The sequence below is a fragment of the Flammeovirga pectinis genome (assembly GCF_003970675.1).
In the GTDB taxonomy this organism is placed as follows: Bacteria; Bacteroidota; Bacteroidia; order Cytophagales; family Flammeovirgaceae; genus Flammeovirga; species Flammeovirga pectinis.
In genome coordinates, this window is sequence record NZ_CP034562.1 from 59,256 (window position 1) to 84,866 (window position 25,611).

18 protein-coding genes are annotated in these 25,611 nt (G+C 33.5%); 14 read left to right on the top strand and 4 right to left on the bottom strand.

Annotated elements, in window-relative coordinates:
- Positions 1 to 171: 171 nt before the first annotated feature.
- Genes EI427_RS00300 through EI427_RS00315 form a run of 4 tightly spaced genes read left to right on the top strand, consistent with a single transcriptional unit; the run spans position 172 to position 9,396 of the window.
- Positions 172 to 3,300, top strand: coding sequence for a SusC/RagA family TonB-linked outer membrane protein (locus tag EI427_RS00300; RefSeq protein ID WP_126610643.1), 3,129 nt, complete (start codon positions 172 to 174; stop codon positions 3,298 to 3,300).
- Positions 3,301 to 3,307: 7 nt separating this feature from the next.
- Positions 3,308 to 4,795 carry a SusD/RagB family nutrient-binding outer membrane lipoprotein gene (locus EI427_RS00305; RefSeq protein ID WP_170178350.1) on the top strand — a complete coding sequence of 496 codons (1,488 nt, stop codon included), beginning with the start codon at positions 3,308 to 3,310 and terminating at the stop codon, positions 4,793 to 4,795.
- Between the two features lie 12 nt (positions 4,796 to 4,807).
- Positions 4,808 to 5,725, top strand: coding sequence for a hypothetical protein (locus EI427_RS00310; protein ID WP_126610645.1), 918 nt, complete (start codon positions 4,808 to 4,810; stop codon positions 5,723 to 5,725).
- 5 nt (positions 5,726 to 5,730) lie between these two features.
- Positions 5,731 to 9,396, top strand: a complete 3,666-nt coding sequence (locus EI427_RS00315) for a S8 family serine peptidase (RefSeq protein ID WP_126610646.1) — start codon at positions 5,731 to 5,733, stop codon at positions 9,394 to 9,396.
- 39 nt (positions 9,397 to 9,435) lie between these two features.
- Here EI427_RS00315 and EI427_RS00320 read toward each other — a convergent pair whose 3' ends face one another.
- From EI427_RS00320 to porW, 4 genes are all read right to left on the bottom strand, one after another.
- Positions 9,436 to 11,934, bottom strand: coding sequence for an outer membrane beta-barrel protein (locus EI427_RS00320; protein WP_126610647.1), 2,499 nt, complete (start codon positions 11,932 to 11,934; stop codon positions 9,436 to 9,438).
- A 244-nt stretch (positions 11,935 to 12,178) separates the two neighbouring features.
- The gene (locus EI427_RS00325; RefSeq protein ID WP_126610648.1) at positions 12,179 to 12,994 is read right to left on the bottom strand and encodes a helix-turn-helix domain-containing protein; all 816 of its coding nucleotides are present in this window, start codon (positions 12,992 to 12,994) and stop codon (positions 12,179 to 12,181) included.
- Positions 12,995 to 13,095: 101 nt separating this feature from the next.
- A complete protein-coding gene (locus tag EI427_RS00330) occupies positions 13,096 to 15,525 on the bottom strand; it encodes a transglycosylase domain-containing protein (RefSeq protein ID WP_126610649.1) in 2,430 nt (809 codons plus the stop codon).
- 165 nt (positions 15,526 to 15,690) lie between these two features.
- Positions 15,691 to 17,964 (bottom strand): type IX secretion system periplasmic lipoprotein PorW/SprE, encoded by a 2,274-nt coding sequence (gene porW, locus EI427_RS00335; protein ID WP_126610650.1) that lies wholly within the window; start codon positions 17,962 to 17,964, stop codon positions 15,691 to 15,693.
- Between the two features lie 171 nt (positions 17,965 to 18,135).
- Between porW and EI427_RS00340 the strand changes: the two genes are divergently transcribed.
- The 10 genes from EI427_RS00340 (at position 18,136) to atpG (ending at position 25,565) form a co-directional block, all read left to right on the top strand.
- Positions 18,136 to 19,008, top strand: coding sequence for a M23 family metallopeptidase (locus EI427_RS00340; protein ID WP_126610651.1), 873 nt, complete (start codon positions 18,136 to 18,138; stop codon positions 19,006 to 19,008).
- Between the two features lie 58 nt (positions 19,009 to 19,066).
- Entirely contained in the window at positions 19,067 to 19,516 is a 450-nt protein-coding gene (locus tag EI427_RS00345) for a bactofilin family protein (RefSeq protein ID WP_126610652.1), read from the top strand.
- Positions 19,494 to 19,805 carry an AtpZ/AtpI family protein gene (locus EI427_RS00350; protein ID WP_126610653.1) on the top strand — a complete coding sequence of 104 codons (312 nt, stop codon included), beginning with the start codon at positions 19,494 to 19,496 and terminating at the stop codon, positions 19,803 to 19,805. The genes EI427_RS00345 and EI427_RS00350 overlap by 23 nt, the downstream gene beginning before the upstream one ends.
- 76 nt (positions 19,806 to 19,881) lie before the next feature.
- Positions 19,882 to 20,286 (top strand): hypothetical protein, encoded by a 405-nt coding sequence (locus tag EI427_RS00355; RefSeq protein WP_126610654.1) that lies wholly within the window; start codon positions 19,882 to 19,884, stop codon positions 20,284 to 20,286.
- Between the two features lie 10 nt (positions 20,287 to 20,296).
- Positions 20,297 to 21,352: a F0F1 ATP synthase subunit A gene (gene atpB / locus EI427_RS00360; RefSeq protein WP_240655336.1), complete on the top strand. Its 1,056-nt coding sequence runs from the start codon at positions 20,297 to 20,299 to the stop codon at positions 21,350 to 21,352.
- Positions 21,353 to 21,486: 134 nt separating this feature from the next.
- Positions 21,487 to 21,738 (top strand): ATP synthase F0 subunit C, encoded by a 252-nt coding sequence (gene atpE, locus EI427_RS00365; protein WP_126610656.1) that lies wholly within the window; start codon positions 21,487 to 21,489, stop codon positions 21,736 to 21,738.
- A 114-nt stretch (positions 21,739 to 21,852) separates the two neighbouring features.
- Positions 21,853 to 22,344, top strand: coding sequence for a F0F1 ATP synthase subunit B (gene atpF, locus EI427_RS00370; RefSeq protein ID WP_126610657.1), 492 nt, complete (start codon positions 21,853 to 21,855; stop codon positions 22,342 to 22,344).
- A gap of 52 nt (positions 22,345 to 22,396) precedes the next feature.
- Complete coding sequence (atpH, locus tag EI427_RS00375; RefSeq protein WP_126610658.1) at positions 22,397 to 22,936, top strand: ATP synthase F1 subunit delta; 540 nt, start codon at positions 22,397 to 22,399, stop codon at positions 22,934 to 22,936.
- Between the two features lie 77 nt (positions 22,937 to 23,013).
- Positions 23,014 to 24,594: a F0F1 ATP synthase subunit alpha gene (gene atpA, locus EI427_RS00380; protein WP_126610659.1), complete on the top strand. Its 1,581-nt coding sequence runs from the start codon at positions 23,014 to 23,016 to the stop codon at positions 24,592 to 24,594.
- A gap of 77 nt (positions 24,595 to 24,671) precedes the next feature.
- Entirely contained in the window at positions 24,672 to 25,565 is an 894-nt protein-coding gene (gene atpG, locus EI427_RS00385) for an ATP synthase F1 subunit gamma (RefSeq protein WP_126610660.1), read from the top strand.
- Positions 25,566 to 25,611: the final 46 nt, after the last annotated feature.

The following is a 25,611-nucleotide window of genomic DNA, read 5'->3' on the forward strand; positions in this document are numbered from 1 at the left end:
TTAATATTTCACTCGTCAATTAAATAAGAAGAGGTGCACTAAATGCTGACAGAACTATAATGCATAAATAACACAAGCTCACAGAGACTCTTTTTTATTACAATAATCTTCAGTAATACCTGACGAAGAACTTATTAGTAGACTTCAATCAAAATAACCAATAGTTAACGAATGAGACTAAAAGCAACACTATGTTGGCTACTGTCTGTAATTACGATTTCGATCTCTTTAGCACAAGAGAAAGTAGTATCGGGAACAGTTACAGATGGAGTAAAGCCACTACCTGGAGTAACTGTTGTTGTCAAAGGAACTCGACGAGGAGCGGTTTCAGACATAGATGGTAAGTATAAGATACAGTTACAATCCGATGATAATACAATTGTATTTAATTTTATTGGTATGCGATCCAAAGAAGTAACAGTGGGTAACCAATCGGTTATTGATGTTGCAATGGAAGAAAATACTGAAGAGTTAGATGAAGTTATTGTAACTGCAAACGCCATTGAAAGGGAAAAACGAACCTTAGGGTATTCTGTTACTTCTGTAAAAGGAGAAGAAGTTGATAGAGTGAAATCTACAAACTTCTTGAATTCACTTTCTGGTAAAGTGCCTGGAGTTCAGATATCTCAAGCAAGTTCAAATCCAGGAGGATCTACAAGAATTGTGATTAGAGGTACCAATTCATTAAGTGGAGGTAACCAACCTCTAATTGTTGTGGATGGTATACCAGTTTCTAATACCAACATATCAACAGGAAGTGGTATTTCTGGAGCATTTGATGCTGGTAATGGAGCCGGAGAAATTAATCCAGCAGATATAGCCTCTGTAACGGTATTAAAAGGTGCTTCTGCAGCAGCATTGTATGGTTCAAGAGCTGCAAACGGAGCAATTATTATTACCACCAAAAAAGGAAACATTAAAGAAGGACCAACTGTTAGCTTAAGTTCTAGTTTTAGAGCAGAGAGTCCTAATAGATTACCTTCTTTCCAAAATAGATATGCGCAAGGATATTATGGTAAATACGATAAACGAGCAGAAAATGGATGGGGACCAGAGATAAACGGTCAAGTTGTACCTGCATATAGTTATGCAGCAGATACAGCAGATTTACCAGAAAGTCAGTGGCCATTACAAACATTAAAAGCTTATCCAAGTAATGTAGAAGACTTCTACCAGACGGGTACATTATTTATAAATTCAGTAGATGTTTCTAGTGCTACAGAAAAAGGAGATTATAGATTAGGGTTTACTTCCATGAATCAAAAAGGTATTGTACCTGGAGCTGGGTTAGATAGATATACATTTGCAGTGAATGCAGGACAACAATTAAATAAAGTAATTAAGTCTCGTGTTGGTATGAATTATATCAAATCTGAAACACGAGGTTCTGTATCTCAAGGAGGTAATTCACCAAATGTACTAACATCTATTATTAACGGAATTCCAAGAACAACACCATTAGAACGTTTGTATTTAGTGGATGGGGAACAAAATCCAATAGGTAGATTTTCTAATAGCCCTTATTGGGTAGCAGAAAAAAATGGTAATAATGTAAACGTTAATCGTTTCTTTGGTTTCGGGATGTTAGAAGCAAAAGCTACAGATTGGTTAACATTTAGAGCTAGAGCAGGTCTTGATTATAGAGTAGATAAACGTTTTTCAAAATCTGCAAAAGGAACATTGGGTGCAATTAATGGATCTTTTGTGAATGATGATATGGAAAGAACTGAATTGACAACATCTTTAATGGCTACAATTCAGAAAGAATTTGGAGAGAAGTTTAAATTAACGGCTATAGTTGGACATGAATATAATAGTAGAGTGTTTAAAAGAAGTACCTTATCTGCTTCAGAGCTTTCTGTAACTGATTTGTATACTCCAGCAAATGCTAAAAATACTACTTCTACTACCGACTTTGTTGAACAACGTTTATTAGGTGCTTATGGTGATATATCACTTACATACAATAACTACCTAACTTTAAACTTAACAATGAGAAATGATTGGTCATCAACTTTACCGAAAGATAATAGATCCTATTTCTATCCTTCAGGAAGTTTATCATTTGTATTCTCAGAAGCATTAAACTTACATAATGACGTGTTCTCTTATGGTAAATTAAGATTAAGTGCAGCACAGGTAGGCAATGATACAAACCCATATCAATTAGATTATAATTACTATCCAAGATCAACTTATTTTGGACAATATAGTACCTCTAACAATTATCCTTTTAATGGGCAAACGGCTTATACAGCAACAAATGTAATCCCACCAGAGGGATTGGTACCAGAAAGACAAAATTCTTGGGAGGTAGGAACAGAGTTAAGTTTCTTTAATGGTCGAATTGGAATAGATTTAACGTATTATCAAATAGAAACAAAGAACCAAATCTTAGCAGTACCGACACCAGAATCTACAGGTTATAGATCTAAGAGAGTAAATGCAGGAGCTGTACAAAATGAAGGAATCGAATTATTACTTTCATTTGTACCAATTAAGACGGGTTCTTTTGAGTGGAATTCTCAGGTGAATTTTACTAGAAATAGAAATAAAGTTACCGAACTGACTGAAGGCTTAGAAAAACTTCAAATTGCATCAGGGTTTAATGGAGTGTCAGTTCAAGCAGTACCTGGTAAATCTCTAGAATTGCAAGGAGTAGGTTTTAAAAGATCTGATACTGGAGAAATTTTAGTTGATCCAAAAACGGGTTTAAGAATGCAAGGTGATGAGCAAACTTTTGGAGAAATTCAACCTGATTTCTTATTGGGTTTCCAAAATAGCTTTACCTACAAAGGAGTTACTTTAAACTTTTTGATTGATTGGAATCAAGGTGGTAAGATGATTTCTAGAACTGTTGGTGATTTAAGATACGATGGTTTTGCAGAAGAGACCGCTTTAAATAGAGAGCAAGCATTTATAGATAGAAATGCTTATGTAGAAAACGGTGATGGAACATTAAGACAAAATGATATTGCTGTTACGCATCAGGATTATTGGCAGAGCTATTCTACAAGTGGAATTGCAGAAGGAGCCGTGTTTAATAAAACATATATAAAACTGAGAGAAGTAAGCTTGGCTTATACATTACCACCATCAATTATAAAAAAGACAAACTTCTTAAAGTCAGTTTCAATTGGGTTTGAGGCAAGAAACTTATGGTTAATCTATAGTGAAATTCCTCATATTGACCCAGAGACAAGTTTATTCCAAGCAGCTAGTGATGCGTCTGGAGCTGTAGAAATGGGTAGTTTACCCTCAACAAGAAGTTTTGGAGGAAACCTAAAAATTATTTTTTAAGATGATTATGGATAAAAAAATTATAACCCTACTTCAAAGAGGATGTTTGGCGTTGACTTTTCTCCTAACATTTTCTTGTGATAGTATTCTAGATATCAACACAGATCCGTTTGCCGCTGGAGACGATCAGATAGCAGAACAACCAGGCTTATTGATGACAACAGTAATTACAAGTATATCATCTGATAAGGTGATGGAAACTAATTTATTTAATCGTTGGTCTCAGCATTATGTAGGTGCAGGGGCATCTGTTTTTTCAGAAGCTGATAATTATTCAATACCAGCTTATCCTCAAACAAATACGTGGTCAACATATTATGTTTCAGCATTAAAAAATGCGAGTAGAGGTGAGCAGTTAGCACTAAGCGTAGGAGAACAAAATACAGCAGCTCAATTTAAAATTATTCAAGCTTTTGCATTTTATCATCTTACATTAATGTTTGAAGATATTCCATTTTCAGAATCTTTAAATACAGATGTACTATTTCCAAAAGGAGATACTCAAGAGAATGTATTGAAAGGGATTGTTCAAATGATAGATCAAGCAATAGCTGATATAGACATAACTAATAATGAGAAAATAAGTGGAGAAGATTTGCTTTTTAAAGGTGATCTAACAAGATGGATAAAGTTTGCTAATTCAATTAAAATTAAAACATTAATGGTTTTAGCACAGAAAGATCCTACATATGCTAAATCGAGATTAGAAAAAGCATTTAATGATGATCACGTTGATGAGCTAGCTGAACAAGTTCAATTAGATTATTATGATGATCTAACAAATGCGAACCAGTTTTATAAACTTCATTACCAATATGCAGGTGGGCAAAGTTTATTCTTCTATGCATCAAATCCATTTATAGATTTATTAAGGGGGTCTAATGATCCACGTATTGATATATTTTATGATCGTCCAGAGGGAACTTCAGAAGCAGTACCTCATAGAGGTGTAGACCCAGGTTCTCGTTCATCTTTTACAGTTACCTCTTCATTAAGCCTTCATTTTATTTCTGCAACTTCTCCAGATTTTTGGGTCACTGCCGCAGAAATGAGGTTTTTAAGAGCTGAAGCAATCCTTAAAGGTTGGATATCGGGAGATGCATCAGATGCAGACCAATATTACAAGGAAGGAATAATTCTCAATATTATTCATTTAAATAATTTGGCAACAGTGTTGGATTCAGGAAGAGGAATTACACAAGGTGAGTTTGATATCTATATTGGAGGATTACCTGATTTGGATAATCTTTCTGATGCAAATGCCATTAAAGCAGTTTACCAACAAGGGTATATTGAAACTTTTAATAGAGGAATGGATGCTTGGACTTATGTGAGACGAACGGGTTATCCAGAAAATAAGCCTTTACCAGTAGATGCTGTTTTGAGTAGCCATATTACAAGATTACCTTACTCTCCAAGTGAAGTAAGTGCTAATCCTAATATCCCAAAACAAAAAGCACTGGATTTACCAATGTGGTTTATGTCATCTAACTAAAACTAAATACACATGAAAAAAATAGTAAATATATGGGTACTGTGTATTGGACTGACTTTCCAGAGTTGCGAATTATACGATACTTATAAAGATGAAGTAAATGCTGAATTTATTGGTGAGACTGTAGCTTTTGCTGTTGCAACTCCAATAGGAGAAGCAGATTCAGTAAAAGAAAATTCAGTGCCGCTAAGTTTGACTGTAGAAATGCCAATGGCAATTCAAACAAATAGAGGAATTGAAGTAAGATATACTTTTGAGGGAGATGCTGTGTTTGGAACAGATTTTACGGCAAAAGCTATTGAACGAAATGAACCTAATGCATCTGATGTTACTGAAAAATATGCAACTTCTCAAGGAGGAAAGTTTGTAATGAAAAATAGAGAGATAACAGAGGATGAATCTGGTGATGAAAGCTATACAAATACTCAAAATACAGCTATAATAGAAATCTCTCCTTTAGTAGTTGCAGGAGTTGATAAAACCTCAGGAAAGACTCTTTCAATTGTTTTATCTTCTGCAAAAAATCTAGATAATGGAGAGCAAATAACAGTTGGGCAGGGTGGAATTAAGAAAGAATATAATATTATTATTAATGATATTCATTGTCCAACAAGTCTTGCAGGTAATTATGGTGCTCAAATTTCTACAGAGACAGGTATCCAAGATATTCCTGATGTTACTTTAACAAAAGTAGATGCATTAGCCAATCCCGATGATATTTGGGGATTATATGATATTTCTAATATTGCAGGTGATATTCAAGATATTCCATTCCAAATAATTGATCAATGTGGAGAGTTTTTAGGGCCATCAGACAGTTACATTTCTGTACAAGGTGAAACTGAAACTAATGGAAGAATAGTATTAGATGTAATGTTTAGTGATGGAACAACCACTAAACAATGGATTTTATATCTCACTAAAAAATAGCAACAATGATAAAGAATTATTCTTTTCTTCTAGTACTCATTGGATGTCTCTTTTTAGGAAGAGATGTTGAGGCTCAGAAGTTACAATCAATCTCAAATCCAAATCAAAAATGGATAAGTCCTTCCATTAAAACTGCTCCTTCAAAATTATTTGTAAGGTTTAAAGAAGCGAATGATGTAAACTATGCTTACATGGAAAGTGGCCAACCTCAATTTGTTTCATCAGAGAAGCAAAGGTTATATAAATTACTTACAGATGCACGTGTAAAATCTGTTTTAGAACCAATGAGTGTTCTTAAAAACAGTGTATCAGATGTACTTCAAATTACACTTTATAATGATAATGACTTAGAACGTTATCGTAATGAATTGAGTAAGGACAAGAATGTAATGTATGTAGAAAGTGTTCCTTTACCACAAACATTTGCAGACCCTAATGATCCATTATTTTCAGATCAATACCATATTAATTTAGTTGGAGCAATAGATGCTTGGTCTAAAAAAACAGACAATCCGAATGCTCCAAAAAATGATATAGTTTTAGCAATTGTTGATGATGGGGTATTGATAACTCATGAAGATTTAGTAGCAAATATTTTTATCAATGAAGGTGAAACCCCTAATAATGGTAAGGATGATGATGGTAATGGTTACATTGATGATTACAATGGTTGGGATGCCTCTGGAACTACTTATGAAAATGGAGATCCAGACCCAACTCCTCCAGAAGCACAAGCAGGACGGTTTACATTTTCTCATGGAACGCACTGTGCTGGTATAGCAGGTGCAGTAACTAATAATGGAATAGGTGTTACTTCGGTTTCAAATAATGGAATTAAAATTTTAGCCGTAAAAGCAACATCAGATGATACTCCCTCTGCGAGGGCTATTACTCATTCAACAGAAGCGTTGATGTATGCAATTGCAATGGAAGCAGATGTAGTGAGTATGTCTTTTGGTAGTTACTTCTATTCTGCTACTGTGTCTAGAATGATAGATGAAGCAACAGAAGATGGAATGCTTTTTATTGCAGCAGCAGGTAATGATAATGTAAACTTAGCAAGCTACCCTGCAGGATATAATAATGTAATTGCAGTCGCAAATACAACAAGTAATGATGTTAAATCTCCATCTTCTCAATATGGTTCTTGGATTGATATTTCGGCACCAGGTACTGATATTATTAGTACTGTAGCAGCTGATAATGGTAATCCGAAAGGAGATTATGCACCTTATACTGGTACATCAATGTCATGTCCATTAGTTGCAGGAGCAGCGGCTTTCCTTAAAACCCAAGATTCCACTTTGTCGCCAATACAGCTGAAAGCTTTACTTTTAGGAACTGCAACAGATATTAACCCAAGGAACCCTGGTTATCAGAATAGTTTGGGTGCAGGTAGAATAAATATGGATGCTGCAATGGATGCTTTATTGGCAAATAGACCATTAGCTGCTTTTAATATCTTATCAGATAATGGTATCCTAAATCAAGAATTAGAATTTGAAAACCTATCTATTGGTAATGGTTTAACATACGAATGGAACTTTGGTGATAGTCAAAAAAGTAATGCAACTACTGATACAGTAGGACATACTTATACAGATATTCCTGATTTAGGCTCATACATTATTACACTTACTGTTACAGATTCTCAAGGAAGAAAAAATACATTTAGAAGAGGTATTCAGATGACTGAAGGACCTCCTTCTAGTCCAATAGAGACAGTGCCATTTGCTACTGACTTTTTATTAGACACAGGTGGTTTTGTAACAGAAACTGTATTCTTGGATGGAGGGTCTGGTAATGATATTTGGGAACATGCAAGAGCAAGAGGGAATGTATTAAATAGTGGAGATTCTTCTGTTTGGGTTACTACTTCTGGTGGCGGAGTTCCTTTTAGGTCATTTTCGGCTATTTTATATACACCAACCTTTGATTTAACGACAGCGAATAGAGAATATAAAATTCACTTTACAAAGAGTATGGATATTACCTATTGTAATGCTCCGGCAGCTTGTCAGATGCAGTATACAATAGATAATGGAGGTACTTGGAAACTTTTAGGTGAAGCAAATGATGGTTTAGGAACAGGGTGGTATAATAAATCTCCCAATGATGCATGTGCTATTCATCCTATCATTTTCCAAGATCAAGCAGGTTGGTTAGGTAACTTTGATAATGATTCTACATCATATAATGTATCATTTTTGGCAGGGGAACAGGTTCGATTTAGATTTGTATACCGTCATGAATCAGCATTCCAAATCCAAGATACAGATGATGGCTTTATGGTCAGAGACTTTGAGGTGACATCTGAAGTTCCAACTGGAGAATTTACATCTCCGTCTATTGTTGAGTATATAAATAGACCCCTTGATTTTATTTATAATTCTGGAGGTGCAACAACATACGCATGGAACTTTGGTGATGGTAACACATCAACAGATCAAAATCCTACTCATACTTATACAACAGCAGGAAATTATTTTGTTTCTCTTGAAGTGGATGGAAATACAGCATCTAATTATCAGGATACGATAGCAATTTTAGGAGAAAAGAAAGCTCCTTTTTACCCTTCTGATGGTGGAGATTTAGAAACTAATGAGCTCTTGTTCTATCCATATAACTTAGCAGGGAATGATTTAAAGAAAGGGAATTCGACAATTGATGGTAAGTCGGGAACAACGAGTGGAGATAGTGCATATGTGCTTGGCCCAGATACTACTGCTTACGAAGTACCAACAGGATTTTATCTTTATACATCAGTTTTTGATTTACCCGGTGATAGTAACAGTGGAGATTCTACACAAATGTTTTCTTTCAATATTAAACAAGATGTGGCAAATAAGGTAGATGGAATGTATACAGAGTATTCTGATGATTATGGAAAATCTTGGTCTCCTTTAGGGTATTTTATTGATCCATCTTGGACAAATGCATTTTCTTCTGAAGATTATTGGGGAGGAGAAGGTATTCCATTAATAACGGGCTCTACAAATAATAATTGGGAAACGAAATTTATACCTTTAGCAGGTTTTGAAGGTGAACAATTAGCCTTTAGGTTATTCTTTGTTGGAGCAAATGCAGATTCTAGTGGAGGTATAGGTTTAGCTTTAGATGATTTTAGAGTAGTTCCTTATAATCCTCAAGTCACTTCTTTATCTTATTCAGTTGATAAAACGGAAGCTGGCTTAAATCAGGAAATAACTTTTACAAATACATCCGATGCTGATACAGCTTTAATAGGTTGGTACTTTGGAGAAGAGGGAGATGCTTTACCGTCGATAGCTTACGGCGCTGGCCCTCATGAAGTTTCTTATACTACAGAAGGTAGTAAATCAATAGCTATGTTTGTAATAGGGTCAACGACTCAAAAAGAATTTCAAAATGCTGTTAGAATTGATGCTTCAATTACAAGCTTAGAAGAGGAGATTGTTTCTAATTCACCTATAATATTCCCGAACCCTGGAGAAGGAAATCAATTACATATTTTATCAGATCAATTAATTGATAAAGTTGAAATTTATAAATCTACAGGTCAAGTTATGGGACTAAGTCAAAAGTTTGTGAACGGTGTAATGGATGTTTCTAAATTACCACCGGGAGTTTATATTTTAAAACTCCAGCAACATAATGGTGAAATTTATCATAAGAAATTCATAAAAAAATAAGTAAAAAAGAGATTGTCAATAACGACAATCTCTTTTTCTTTAGAATTGTTTTTCTCCAAAAACAGTATTTTTATTGGCCTTTTTCTTAGAATTAAGTGAATAATTAACGCTTAGTTCTAAAATAGGACCATACCTGTAATATGTAGTTCTTTGATAAAAAGCATCTTCTCCAGTTATTCTATCTTGCCCTGTAGTATCTAACCCTTTAATATTAGATTGAAAAATGTCATTTGCTCTTCCTGTAAATGTCCAACTTGGTAGGGCAGTGGGTTTATATACCAAAGCAATATTACTCATATAGAACATATCATTTTGTCCTTGAGCAGTTACTGTTGCAGATTGTATATCTATATCCCAAACTAATGAAAGTGTTTTATGAATATCAGCATTGATTGTAGATTTTAAACTCCAATTCATGCTACTTTGATCTATGTTGTAGTCGTAAATTTCGCCATTAATAGAATAGTGATATAACGAACCTCCTACAAATAGTTTCACCTTTTTAGCAATATCAAAATTTGCATTTAATTCAAGTCCTAAAGATTGATCATTACCCGCATTAGTATAACTTCTCATAAGTACATTTTCTCCAGCATTTACCGTATTCACCCTAAAAACTGCATTTTCAACACCTCTATAAAAAGCTGTTACACCTATTGTCTGATTACCAATGGATTTATTATATGTAATCTCAGCTAAATTTACATATTCAGGTTCTAATGTAGGGTCACCAACTTCATAGACCTCATAATGCCTTCTATAAAGAAATGGAGCCATGTTTTTTGTTGGTGGACGATTAATTCTTCTACTAGCTCCAAATATAAATCGGTCATTTTCTGTCAATTCATAATCAAGATTGATCGATGGGAAAAAATCCAATTTCTGAACTACAAATTCATCTTGTTCTGGAATATCTACGATAGGAAATACATTATAATTACCAACCTCCATTCGCTGATCCATGTATTCCATTCGAACACCAGCTTTTAAACTGAATTTTCCCCAATGAGCTCCATAATCTACATAAGTTGCATAAATACCTCTCGTTAAGTTATAATTATTTGAGTAAGGGTGAGCATCCCAGCTTCCATTAGTGCTTAAAGTATCATAATTATAATTACCAGTTTGTTTTAAAAATTGGGGCTGTGCTCCAAAAGATAAAGTTTGATTATCAGCAATGGGCATTTCATAATCAATAGATAAACGAATACCATCTAAAGGCTGAACTGTAGTTTGAGTATAATGTGTTGTTACTTCTCCAATGGTCCCTGTTTCATTATCATAGATGTGATTTTTATTATCAAGGTCATCTCCTAAAGAAGAGTGTTCATATACTAACCCAAGAGTAAGTTTAGACATATTATCAAACTGAATATTATAATCTAAATTGGCTGTATGAAAATCACCATACCTTTCATGAGTATTGGGATTGTAGATATATTCATTAGTTCCAGGGATTAGATTACCATTAGCATCATTGTAATAATTATGGTATTTATAATTAGCAGTTCTTTTATTGCTTTTATGACCATAGAAATATGATGCAGAAATAGATGAATTATCATTTATATCATACCCAATACCTAAATTTGCTGAATAATTAGTATGATACTCAGGGCGGTCACCTTCTGCATCCATATGATAAGTACCACCTTTATACGGACCTTCAAATTGATTAATAGTAGACTCTCCTTCTCTTCTTCCATCCACATTTCTGCTAAGGTAATTTGTACCAAGGGTATAGGACCATTTATCTTTTTGATGTGCAATATTAAAATTGCCACCACCTCTCACTGGTTCAGCTCCCTGTTGCCATGGAGATCCACCTAACATACCTCCAACATTTACAGAAGTTCCATTAAGCTCATTTTTATCAATTGTAATATTGATAATACCGGCTTTACCTTGTGCATCATATTTTGCAGAGGGAACAGTAATAACTTCAATATTTTGTATAGAATTTGCTGAGATTTGAGATAGTAAAGTAGAAGGATCTATTTGAGTAGGTTTACCATTAATATATACCATAAATCCTTGTGTACCCCTTACAGATACCTCACCTTCTGGAGAAACAGATATTGAAGGGAGTTTATTTAACATGTCAGTTGCTGTGCCACTTCTAGCCGTTTCAAAGTCAGCAGCAGCATATACTTTTCTATCTATTTTGGTACTTACTGTTTCACTCATTCCTTTAATTACAACTTCTTCAAGTTCCTGTAAATTTGGCGATACATACAAAGTACCTAATTGTACATCGGAATTAGATATAGAGATTTCTCTTTTAAAATTTTGATAACCTACAAATGTAGCTTCAAATGAATATTGACCTTGTTTTATTTTACTTATTGAGAATTTTCCATCGAAATCAGAACTTCCAAAATTGGTGATTTCATTATTCTGATTAATCAGTTTAACTGTTGCATAAGGGATAGTTTCCTTGGTTTCTTGATCAATAAGTTGCCCTGTCACTGAGCGTGTTTGTCCATAACTTATTGAGCACAGAAGTACTAATAAGCATAGAGTGAATATTTTTTTCATGATAAAATTAGGTAGTATAAGTAGTCATCTATAAATCATAACGTATTTGGACTGTATTTTTAGCATTGGTTAGACTATAAAATACTAGAATATAAATTTCTTTATGATTTATAAATACCTATTTAAAATTTGTTTGTAAGTAGTATAACTGTGCTTGCAATTTGTTAAATCAGGAGTAAATTAAAGAGGTCTATTTGAAAATAATAAGGAACAATTGACTGTTCATGTGTTGTATAAAGAAATATTAATCTTTTTGGCTACGGAAATATGCAGGAGTTTGCTCTGTATTCCTTTTAAAGTATTTGATAAAATGAGAATTGTCCTTAAATCCTAATTCATAAGCAATTTCACTAACAGGTAAATTTGTGTAAAGTAAAAATCGTTTAGCTTCTTTTATAATGTATTCTGCAATTAATTTAGAAGCAGATAACCCTATAGCATTCCTACAAATAGCATTTAAATTTTGAGGAGTAGTGTGTAATATCTCAGCATAATAATTTACACTGTTTTTGATATTATCGTTATTTTCTAATAGCTCCTTGAAAGCTGCATAGAGTGGAGGTAGATTAGATAATTTACTTTGGATTGGTTTTGTATTAATTAAAGTTTTTGCAAAAAGAGCCTTTAATAACCCTTCTATAATAGATTGTTGATATTTCGATGGATTTTTTGATTCTTCAACCAATAGTTCAAAAATTTGAGTAAGATTTTTTTCATCTTCAACTTCAACACAAACATGATTACTTATTTCAGAAATAAAGTTTTCTAATTGCTTATCAATAGAATGTTCTAAAAAAGATTTTTTCATAATAATCACATACCCTTTTGGAGGGGTTGTAATTTCCCAGTGATGCATCTGTTCTTTTCGCATAAAGAAAAGAACAGGAGGTTTTATTTCATAAGTGTCATTATCAATAGTATGATATCCTTTTCCTTCAGACAGAAAGATAACTTCGAAGTATTTATAGTGTTTGTGCGGTTTTGTTGTTCTGATTGAACTTCTAAAGGGCTCGATTTTAATATCTAAGTTTGCAGATTTATCTTTTACAGTAAGTTCCATAATTGCTTAGTCACGTTATTATTAAGTATCTCCCTAAATTAATACATAAAAAAAACGAGACTAATAATTAATCTCGTTTTTCTTTTAATAAATCTTATTTGTTACAAAATACCATCGTCAGTCTCGGTTGGTGTTACATATTCATCTTCCAAAGTTGAATCTGTTTCTGCACCGAACTCACCAAAGTTTTCTGCATCATATTTACTACAATCTAGTTCTACACCAATTGGTTTAGATGGCTCAGGAAATAATCCTCTTTTATACCCTAGATCTCTACAAAGTTTTTTATCCCTGTAAACATCTTCCATAAAGTAGGCAAATGCAGGAAGTGCTTGTCTAGAACCTTGTCCATATTTAATACTTCTGAAGTGTACGCTTCGGTCTTCACCACCACACCATACACCAGTTACTAAATCATTTGTAAAGCCCATAAACCACGCATCAGAGAAGTTTGCAGTAGTACCAGTTTTACCACCAACATGATAGACTGCTCCTGTTTTCTTATCTCTTTTAAAGTTATAACGATTTAATCTAAGAGCAGTACCACCTGCTTCTTCCGAAGTACCTCTTAACATATACGTCATTAACCAAGCAGTTTTTTCATTTAAAGCTTCTCTCTTTTTAGGAATAAACTCCTTTAAAACTCTACCATTTTTATCTTCGATTCGAGTAATAAATTGAGGTTCCGTCCAAGTACCTTTATTAATAAATACAGAATAAGCTGTCACCATTTCATAAACAGAAACATCTTCTGTACCTAAACATAAAGAAGGAACACCTTTAATATATTTCTTATTATACCCTGTAATACCTCTTTTTCGTTCATCGTCCGTAACCATATAATCAAACATTTGATCACGGATATATCTAAAACCAAATTTATCGGCAGAGTATTTTGCTAATTCTCTAGCTGTAAGTTCTTTTACAAGGTAAGCTGCTGCTGTATTTATAGATCTCGACATTGCTTGTCTTAACGTATAAGTTTTCCCGCTATAATAATCAGCATTTTTAGGAGTCCAAGGCTTATCAGCGATGGCTTCTTCTGCAGTAAATGTAATTGGAACATCAGTAATTGGAGAACATGGTTGAAAACGATCTTCCAATGCTCTAGAATATAAGAATGGTTTAAATGTTGATCCAGGTTGACGATATCCTAATCTAACATGATCATACTTAAAGTATCTATAATTAATACCACCTACCCAAGCTCTAATTTTACCTGTTTGAGGTTCCATTGACATCATGCCGATCTGTAAGAACATCTTATAATACTTTAAGGAGTCATAAGAGCTCATTAGAGTATCTTTTTGAAAATCTTTATTATTCCAAGTAAAGACTTTCATCTTCTTTTTAATTTTCAATTGCTTATCTATAGCAAGAGAATCATTACCTATTTGCTTTCTTAGTGTTTTATAAACAGCAGTTCTTCTAATAGAGTGTGCTAAGAAATTAGGAATAACTTTACCTTCTCTATCTCTCCAAGGATCTCCTTGACCTTTCCAATGATCATCAAAAAGACCTTGTTGCTCTCTCATATGTTTATCAACAGCACTTTCGGCATACTTTTGAACACGAGAATCAATCGTAGTATATATTTTTAGACCATCAGCGTACAAGTCGAAACCATTTTCACGACAGTATCTAATTAAATCTTTAACAACTTCTGCACGGAAATATGGAGCAATACCTTTATTATGATTTTCAACATTATAATTTAGGTTTAAGTCTTCTGCCATTAATTCTTTAGAAGTCTTCTCAGAAATGTAATTATACTTTTCCATCTGAGAGATTACCTTATTCCTTACATAAATTGCTCTGTCAGGGTGGTATCTCGGACTATAAAATGATGGAGCCTGTAAAATACCAACTAAAGTTGCAGATTGAGGAATTGATAACTGATCTGGTGATACACCATAAAAAGTTTCCGATGCAACATGAATACCAAATGCATTTGAACCAAAATCAACGGTATTCAAATACATAGTTAAGATTTCTCTCTTAGTATAAGATGTTTCTAATTCTACAGCAACAACCCATTCCTTAAATTTATTTATAACAAGGTTGACTCCTTTAACGTCAGATAATCGTCCTTTTAAATTTGTTTCATTACGAATTTTAAAAAGATTCTTTGCTAACTGTTGCGTAATTGTTGATGACCCTCTTTTTTGTCCTCCTAAAACAATATACTTAAAGAGGTAATAAGGTACAGCTAAAGTAGCTTTGAAATCTATTCCACTATGCTCATTAAATCGAATATCTTCAGATGCATATAATGCATGAATTAGATTTGGAGATAAATCATCATATTCAGATTTTGTACGGTTTTTTCGGAAATATTTACCTAATAAAACGCCGTCTGCAGAGTATAGTTCAGAAGCTAATTCACTTTTAGGGTTTTCTAAAATACTAGGATCGGGGAGTTCACCGTAAAGGTTAAACCAGTTATTTGTTAAAGAAAATCCCAAAAGAAGAGCACTTACGATGCCTACTATGAAAAGTACCCAAAGTGCTTTTATGGCTTTTAAATACATATGTTATTAATATTCAGTACTTAAACTAAAAGATGTCAATATAGATTAATAATTAAACAGCAATTTAGTTAATCTATTTATAAAGGTTTGATTTATTCAATCAATTGATACCTTCTATTTCAAAAAAATCATCACAAAACTAAACTTATAAATCAATAAATCATACTATTCGTCTATCGTGATTTCAAAATCATGATACCTACCAGGAATGTAACCATTCTTTAATCTATTATCCGTTATTTCGCTTAACATGCCTTTTGCAATAGCAGAAAATTCACCTTCTGGATATATTTTTAAATAGTCATCCAAAGATTTTTTAAAGATCTTATAATACTTTGTTGTTCTCCCTACTAGTAAAACACGTAAGAAACGTCCTTTCTCTTCGTATGTGTTTTGAGGGAAGTCATTTAAAAGTTCATTTAATTTTTTATCAGATGCATTATAATTACCACTTAAATATAAATTATAAGCAGAAGAATAAAGATCTCTTATATAATTTTCCCTTTCATTTGTTTCCTTAACATAATTAGGGTTTACCAACACTTTAGAATATAAACAGTCTGGATAATTATCTATTAAATATTTTTTAGCAACATCAGAATCACATTCCTCATAATCTAAACAAATAACATAAACTAGATAAGCAACTTCATAAGCATTTTCATCTTCAGGGTAGTTATCTAAGAAACGATGAAAATTAGCAAGAGCATTATCTGGAGTTTTAACCTTATACAGATATACTTTACCTAATTCAAAAAGAGCATCAGCTAACTTTTTATTAATACCAACTAACTCCTCTTCTGAAGTTGGAACTTCTTGTTTTCTTTCTTCTACAGATTTGAGGTTAGCAAAAAGATCAACATTTTCCTCCTCATCATTATTAGCATTATTTTTAGTATTTCTACCTTTTGATGGCGAAGGATTATCTCCTTGTTCAGGGTTGATATCATTAGAAGCGAAATCCATTTTATTAGATCTTCTCCAATTATCTTCTAATGGCCTTGAACCCCAATTTTTTAGAAATTGAGCTTTTCCTTGTGCTACAGCAGTAGAATTATAGAAGTAGAATTCTTTGGTTTCTTTATTACTAAATGATGCAGATTCAGAAGTTGCTGGTCGTTGCTTCTTCTTTTCATTCTCTTTTGCATATTGAGCCCTTAAGATAATTTCATCTTTTTCTTTCTGATATTCCTCTTCAAGAAATGCAGAGCGTTCTTCATCATTCATATCATATAATTGAAGAAGGCGTTCTTGATCATTAATTATTTTGATGTATTTGGCTAAATCTCTTAAATACTCTGCTTTTTCTTTAATTTCTTCATAACCATAAACAGATTCATCAAAATTTTGAAGTGCACTATCATAATAAGCAGAAGCAGCTATATAATCTTTTTTCTCATCATAATAGATAATTCCAGATTCTAGGTAAGAGTGGCCTTTTTGTATTTTATTTGATGTACTTACTTGAACTGATTCATTAAACTCTTTTAAAGCTCTATCATAATCTGGCTTCCTCATTTCAAATTGAGCCATTTCATAATAGATTTTATCACGGTTATCCCAATTGTTATGATCTTTGAGTTTTTTGTCGAAATATTTCTGAATTTTCTTCGCCTGTTTTTCATCGTTAAAATCAACAGGTTGCATACTGTATGCACTGATATCAGCTTGGAATTCTAATTCATTTGTTTTAGAAAACTTCTCAGCTTTCGTATAGGCTCTATAAGCATTGTCAACTTTATTTTCTTCTTCTAACATTTGACCCAAGATGAAGTAGTATCGAGCTTTTTTATGTTTATTATCTTCAAGGTCTACAGCAAGCCTTAAATGTTGAATAGATTTTTTAAAGTTGACCTTGTTTCTATAATAGTGTGCTAAGTTTAAATGATATTCTTTTGTATTAACCTTATTATAAGGTTGTTTTTGTTGTTTAATTATATCTTTGACTAATATCATATTAGCCTCTTCATCAAGCTCAATGAACATTCTTAATAAAGCATTCAAAGCTGCATGTCTACTGTTTGGATCTGCAAATTTGGCGTTGATATATTTAAAAGTAGTCAATGCATTATCATAATCTTCTTCGTATAATCTTACCCAACCTACCAGAAGGTAACATTCATCAATCCAATCACTTGCTTTATGGAATTTGATTGGTCTTGAAGCTTTTGTAATAATGTAATCTAATTGATCTTTATGTGATAATGTTTTATTTGAATCTATAGGAATGAGTATTGAAAGTACATCATTATAATCATCTACGTTTTCATCAAAAATCTCCTGCTCAAATAAATCCATCCCTTCTTTAGCAAGGAAGTAAGAATTATAGTGTGTTGCAGTATCATGATAAAATTGACATCCTCCACTAATAATAAGTAGGGTGAGAAATATTGATTTTAAAAAGTAATTATTTATATGTTTTAGAAAAGTTTGCTTCATTTTTGACTAGCGGTTATGCTAAAATTTATATCTTAGATTGGCTAATTTACAGTTTTTATTCACCTAAAAGTTATAATAATTCAATAGTTACAAACAAAATGCAAAGAAAACGTACATTTATTGTAAATTTACCGCCGATTAACTTCTTAAACATAAGAAGAAACATATTACATGAAGAAACAAGGGAAAACATTATCAGAGTGGCTAACCACTAGATTTGTTCTCGTAGTAAGAGATGAAGAAACATTTGCAGAGCGAGCAGCATATAGATTGAGTTATGTGAAAATCTTATTGTTGTTTGGTGTTGTATTTACCGTACTTGGCGGTTTAAGTTTTATTCTTGCTACAACAGTGTTGGCAAAGGTCTATGATCCAAGAGTAGCTTATCGTGAAGCGGATAGAAGATTGATTGAAATGGAAAAAACAGTTGATTCTCTTCAAAACGCATCTGATGAAAAAGATGTTTATATGGCCTCAATTAAAGCTATAATAGATGGAGAAGTAGAAGATGCTGAAGACATAAAAGCTAATATCGTTAAACAAGGAGAAGTTGAAGATATTGAAATTGACCTTAAAAAGATAGATCCTGTAGATTCACTTTTTAGAAGTGAGTTTGAAGATATTGAACTTAAATCTGCACCTTCACAATTAACTACGGCAAGTTATGATGATGTATTCTTTTTTCCCCCAGTATCGAATGGAGTTCTCTCCAAAAAGTTTGATATTAGAAAAGGACATTATGGTGTAGACGTTTTAGCCAAGCGAAATGAAGGAATTACAGCAATTTCTGAAGGAACTGTAATATTAGCATCTTGGACTCAAGATTCTGGTTATGTAATCGGTATTCAACACAGAGGTCAAGTAATATCGTTTTATAAACACAATTCTGTTCTTCTTAAAAAAGTAGGAGAAACAGTAAGGACAGGTGATATTATTGCAATTATAGGAAATAGTGGAGAGATGACTGATGGGCAACATCTTCATTTTGAACTTTGGGTAAACGGTAATCCTGTTGACCCATTAGATTTCATTCCTTTTGAATAATGATTTCAGACATATACAAAACGTACTACTGTAACGATATAAATTAAATTAAAAAATTATGGGTTTATTTGGAAATAACGAAGATAAAATCACACCTACTCAACAACCAAGTAATGTAACCAATAATACTATTGGTCAAGGAACTACACTTAGAGGTGATGTTGAGACACATGGTATTCTAAGAATGGATGGTAAGTTAATTGGTAACTTACATTGTCATTCTAAATTGTTTCTAGGAACTGAAGGACAAGTAGAAGGAGATATTTTTGCTCAAAATGCAGAAATCGAGGGTGAAATTCATGGAAAAATTGAGGTTGCAGATAATTTAGTTTTAAGAGCATCTGCAGTTGTTCATGGAGATATAATTACTAAAAAGCTTACAATTGATCCAGGAGCAATATTTAATGGTCAATGTCATATGGGCGAGTCTAGACCTTTATTAGCACCTTCGGATAATTCTTCGGAAGCTGAAAAGGTAGAAGATAATGAAACAACAGAAGCAGAATAAATCTAATTTTTCAGAGAAAGCGTCAAAAGCTTCAAAAAAGTATTCGACTTTTTTGAAATACACTTCTGTTAGTACTGAAATGATAGTCACATTATTGATTTGTGCCTATGTTGGTAAGTACCTTGATGAGTATTTAAAAACTGAAGTTCCTTATTTTACTATTGGTTTTCTTTTGTTTGGAGTTTTTGCTTCATTATACATACTTATCAATGGGTTGCGGAAAATTTCGCAAAAAAAAGGGCAGAATATTAAAAAAAAAGGTAAAGATGACGGTTTTTATGAAAAATGATCAAAACATGCTTTGCGTTTAAAAGCTATTACATTATGTTTGCAATCGATTCGGCTGATTGGGCTGAAAAAATTATATGCAGCGAAGTTTACGAGCACGTTTCTATATAGGTTTATTAAAATTATCCATACTTTGTTTAGTAGGGGTAGTGATAATAGAGTTAATGGGGTTAGATTTAGGCCGTTTTATTTATATTGAAATCGTATTCAATGCATTTTTAGCGGTAATGTCGTATGAGATTACATGTTTAGGAGCCTTATCGGGAGATGGGGAGATTTTTCATGGATTTTATGTGGCAACGGTTTTTATTAGGGTTTTACTATCTTTAACCGTTTTTACTTTGTTTTTTATTTTTGCAGACGCAGACAAACACGAGAAATTAGCTTTCATATTAAGTTTCTTCTTTTATTATTTTGCGTATACAATTTTTGAGATTGTATGTCTCTATCCTAAATTGCAGGGTAAATCAGGTAATGAGTGATTTTATAATAATGAAAAGTATTTTTTATTCTTTTTACAGACGCTTAGCATTGCTAGCAGTGCTATTTTCAGCACTTTCAACTCAAACATTACTTGCGAGTGATGATCAAGGTGAATCTAAAGAGATTCACATCAAAGAGTATAATCCAGTAGAGACGATCTTACATCACGTTAAAGACGAACATAATTGGACGTTTGGAACGGTTACTGATGATCATGGTCACGAACATCATTATGGTATTACGTTACCCGTAATATTATATGTACCTGGGCAAGGTGTTGATTTATTTGCTTCAAGCGAATTCTATCATCACAAACCTGTTAAAGGTAAGTATGCTACTTATGAAATGCATCATGAACATATTTCTAGAACTGATGAGGGAAAAGTTTACGATTTCTCATTAACAAAGAACGCAGCCTCAACAGGGTTGTCAGTACTTATTCTAATTATATTGTTTAGTGCAATATCTAAGGGTTATAAGAAAAATGCTGGAAAAGCTCCAAGTGGAATTCAATCCTTCTTTGAACCTCTTATTGTTTACATGAGAGATGAAGTGATTAAACCAAACTTAGGAAGTAAAACAGACAAGTTTATGCCTTATTTACTGACGTTGTTTTTCTTTATCCTTTTTAATAACCTTATGGGGTTATTACCAGGTGGGGCAAACTCTTCAGGAAATATCTCTTTCACAATGACTATGGCAGTAATCACGTTATTAGTAACTAATTTAAGTGCTAATAAGAACTATTGGAGCCACATTTTTGCTACTCCAGGTGTTCCAGTGTGGTTGTTACCGATCATGATTCCAGTAGAAATTATTGGTATTTTTACTAAGCCAATTGCCTTGATGCTTCGTTTATTCGCAAACATCACAGGTGGACATATTGTATTGTTATCATTTATGTCATTGGTATTTATTTTGGAAGCAGCATGGGTTGGAGGTGTAGCCTCTTTCATTATCATTCCATTATTTTTTATGGAGATATTTGTAGCTGTATTACAGGCATATATTTTTACAATGCTTTCTGCATTGTTTATTAGTTCAGCTGTTGCTGAACATCACTAGGAATTACTAAACTAGCTGTATTTGAGTTAATTAACTCAAATTTTGGTGATGTAATCAATAAAATGAATGATATTCGCACTAAGCGAAAGCTTCATATACGTTTCTTTTTTAAAACTATTTAAACAAAATTTCAAATGTCATTACTTTCAATTTTACTAGAAGTAAGTGGTAACGTAGGTCAGTTAGGTGCTGCGATTGGTGCAGGTCTTGCAGTATTTGGTGCAGGTCTTGGTATTGGTAAGATTGGTGGTAGCACTGTAGAGGCTATCGCTCGTCAACCAGAAATCGCTGGTAACTTACAAACTACAATGATTATTGCAGCAGCCTTGATTGAAGGTGTTGCACTTTTCGCAGTAGTAGTTTGTCTATTGATCGGTTTAGGTTAATCCCTAACTGAAGAAACATTTTGTTTGGATATCCATCGCTTAAGGGGTTTGCCCGGCGATGGATATCTTCCAACAAAGAAACGTCAGAACGCACAACGCAAAATATAATCGAAGATGGATATAATAACTCCAGGTATAGGCCTTATATTTTGGAACACTTTATTCTTTTTAGTAGTGTTCTTAATTATTGGAAAGAAAATCGTTCCGATAATTTCTAAGGCACTTAAGGATAGAGAAGATTCTATTGATAGCGCGCTCAAGAGTGCGGAACAAGCTAAAACTGATATTGAAAAACTTAAAGCGGATAACGAGAAGATGAAAGATGCTGCTCGTGCTGAGAGAGAAGAAATTATCAATGCAGCTAAAGTTAGAGCGGATGAAGTGATAATTGAAGCAAGTGATGCTGCAAAAGCAGAAGCTTCAAGAATCATGACAGAAGCAAAAGCTTCTATCGAGGCAGAAAAAAGAGACGCGTTAGCTAACATCAAAGGTGTTGTTGCTGAACTTTCACTAGAAATAGCTGAAAAAGTTGTTCGCAAACAATTATCTAATGATACTGCTCAACAAGAACTTGTAAAAGAGTTAGTTGAAAGCGCTAAGATCTAAGTTTAATAAGATCCACACGTGAGTTAAACCTCACTGTACATAAATTATAACCATGAGTGCAGAATCTAGAGTAGCATCTCGATATGCAAAAGCATTTGTATCGGTAGCTTTACAAGGACAAGATCAAGACAAATTGTATGAAGATGCAAATTTAGTTTTGAATACTATCAATGGTAGTAGAGAGTTAGCCAACGCGCTAAACAGTCCTATTATTAAAGCCGGTAAAAAAGCAGCTATCCTTAAAGAGATTTTTTCAGCAAATGTAAGTGAACTGACTCAAAAGTTATTTAGCTTAGTTGTTGATAAAAACAGAACTTCAGCATTGAAAGAGATTATGCAATCTATTTTAGCGGAGTTCGATGTTGTAAAAAATATCCAAAGAGCTACTGTAGTAACTTCTTCACCTTTAGCTGCTGCTTCAAAAGCATTGTTACTTGATAAAGTAATAAAGTCTACAGGTAAAAAAGTTGAGCTAGAAGAAAAAATTGATTCTAGTCTCATTGGTGGTTACGTTCTTACTGTTGGTAATATGCAATTGGATTGCTCTGTTAAAACACAGTTGAACCAATTGAAAGTAGCTTTTAGTAATTAAAAAAACTTAAGTATCCTTTAGAAGTTTAGGATACTTTTTTTAGTAAAGAATAGTCAAAATTCAAATCCAGATACAAAATGGCTCAAGTTAGACCAGATGAAGTGTCTGCGATCCTGAAAGAACAGCTTACAGGTTTTAAAGCTTCTTCTGATTTAGAAGAAGTGGGAACTGTTTTAGAAGTAGGTGATGGTGTTGCTCGTATTTATGGCTTGCTTAATGCTGAAGCTGGCGAGTTAATCGAGTTCGAGTCAGGTGTCGTAGGTATGGTATTGAACCTCGAAGAAGATAATGTAGGTGCCGTAATAATGGGTAAATACACAGATATCAAAGAGGGAGATACAGTAAAACGTACAAGACGTATTGCATCTATTAACGTAGGTGAGGGTATGTTTGGACGTGTTATCGATGCTTTAGGTAATCCTATTGATGGCAAAGGACCTATCGAAGGGGAGACTTACGAAATGCCTATCGAGCGTAAAGCTCCAGGTGTATTGTTCCGTCAACCAGTTGATGAACCAATGCAAACAGGTATCAAGTCTATTGATTCTATGACACCTATTGGACGTGGCCAACGTGAATTAATCATTGGTGACCGTCAAACAGGTAAAACAGCAGTTTGTCTTGATGCAATCATTAATCAAAAAGAGTTCTACGATAAAGGAGAACCTGTTTTTTGTATATATGTAGCAATTGGACAAAAAGCATCAACAGTATTATCTCTTGTTCAGTCTTTGGAAAAAGCTGGAGCAATGGCTTATACTGTAGTTGTTGCGGCTAATGCTTCAGACCCAGCTCCAATGCAATATTTTGCTCCTTTCGCAGGTGCAGCAATTGGTGAATTCATTCGTGATACTGGACGTCCTGCTTTAGCTGTTTATGATGATCTTTCTAAGCAAGCAGTTGCTTATCGTGAGGTGTCATTACTTCTTCGTCGTCCTCCGGGACGTGAAGCATATCCTGGTGATGTTTTCTATCTTCACTCTCGTTTATTAGAGCGTGCAGCAAGAGTTAACAAATCAGATGCTATTGCACAAAACATGAACGACCTTCCTGAGTCTATTAAACATTTAGTAAAAGGTGGTGGATCTTTAACGGCCCTTCCAATTATTGAAACTCAGTCAGGTGACGTATCAGCATATATTCCTACAAACGTGATCTCTATTACAGATGGTCAAGTATTCTTAGAAACTAACTTGTTTAACGCAGGTATACGTCCTGCAATGAACGTTGGTATCTCAGTTTCACGTGTAGGTGGTAACGCTCAAATCAAACCAATGAAGAAAGTATCTGGTTCTTTAAAACTAGATCTTGCTCAATTCCGTGAATTAGAGGCTTTCGCTAAATTTGGTTCTGATCTAGATGCAGCAACGAAATTGACAATTGATCGTGGACGTAAAAATACTGAAATCTTGAAACAAGTTCAGTATATGCCGTACACAGTTGAGAAGCAAGTTGCTATCATTTGGGCAGGTACTAATGGTATTTTAGACCCAGTTGCTGAAAGCAAAGTAAAAGCTTTTGAATTTGAATACTTAGATGTTTTAGAAACAAAGTATACAGATACAATGCAAGCAATTGCTTCAGGTAAATGGGGTGATGATCAAATTTCTGTTCTACGTAAAGTAGGAGAAGAAATTGCTCAAAACCACAAGGGATAATTATAATAGAAATTAGCAACAGAGATATTGATTAAATATGTTCTGTTGCTAATTCACTTTTTATTACTCAGAAGAAAATGGCTAGTCTTAAAGAAGTAAAAGAGAGGATCACCTCTGTTAACTCAACGCAGCAGATTACGAAAGCAATGAAAATGGTTTCGGCTGCAAAAATGCGTAGAGCTCAAGACCGTGTAATAGGTATGCGACCTTATGCTAACAAGCTTGAGGCTATACTAGATAACGTTACAGCGGCTCTTGGTAACGACTTTTCTAGCCCATTCGTTGAGGCACATGATGAAGTGAAAAGCGTTCTTGTTATTGCGGTTACTTCCGATCGTGGTTTAGCTGGAGCTTTCAATTCAAATATTACAAAAGAAACTACTCGTTTAGTAAAAGAAGAATATTCTTCTTTAGACAAAGCAGGTAGAGTCGAAGTTTTAGCAATAGGATCTAAAGGTCAAGATTACTTTAAAAGAAGAGATTTTGAACTGAATAGTGATTTTGTTAATTTCTTCCATGATGTAACTTTTGAAGAAGCTAGAAAATCAGCTGAATATGCTATGGATGGCTATATTTCAGGAAAGTTTGATAAGGTAATTATGGTATATAACGAATTTAAAAATGTGGCAACACAAATTGTTCGTTCAAAACAATTTTTACCTTTCTCTTTAGATGTAGTTACGGATTCTGATGATAGCAACCAAGAGGCTGACTACATCTTTGAACCAGATAAAGAAGAAATTCTATCTGAGTTGATCCCGAAAACTTTAAAGATCAACTTCTATACGCACTTGTTAGATTCGAATGCGGCTGAGCATGGTGCTCGTATGACAGCAATGGATAAAGCGACTGAAAACGCAGGTGAGTTATTAAATGCATTGAAACTTGATTATAACAGATCTCGTCAGGCTGCAATTACTAATGAAATCCTTGAAATTGTTGGTGGTGCGGAAGCATTAGCAGGAAAATAATATACAACTGTAGTTTACAGTAAAATTGATCTCAATCTTTTAAATA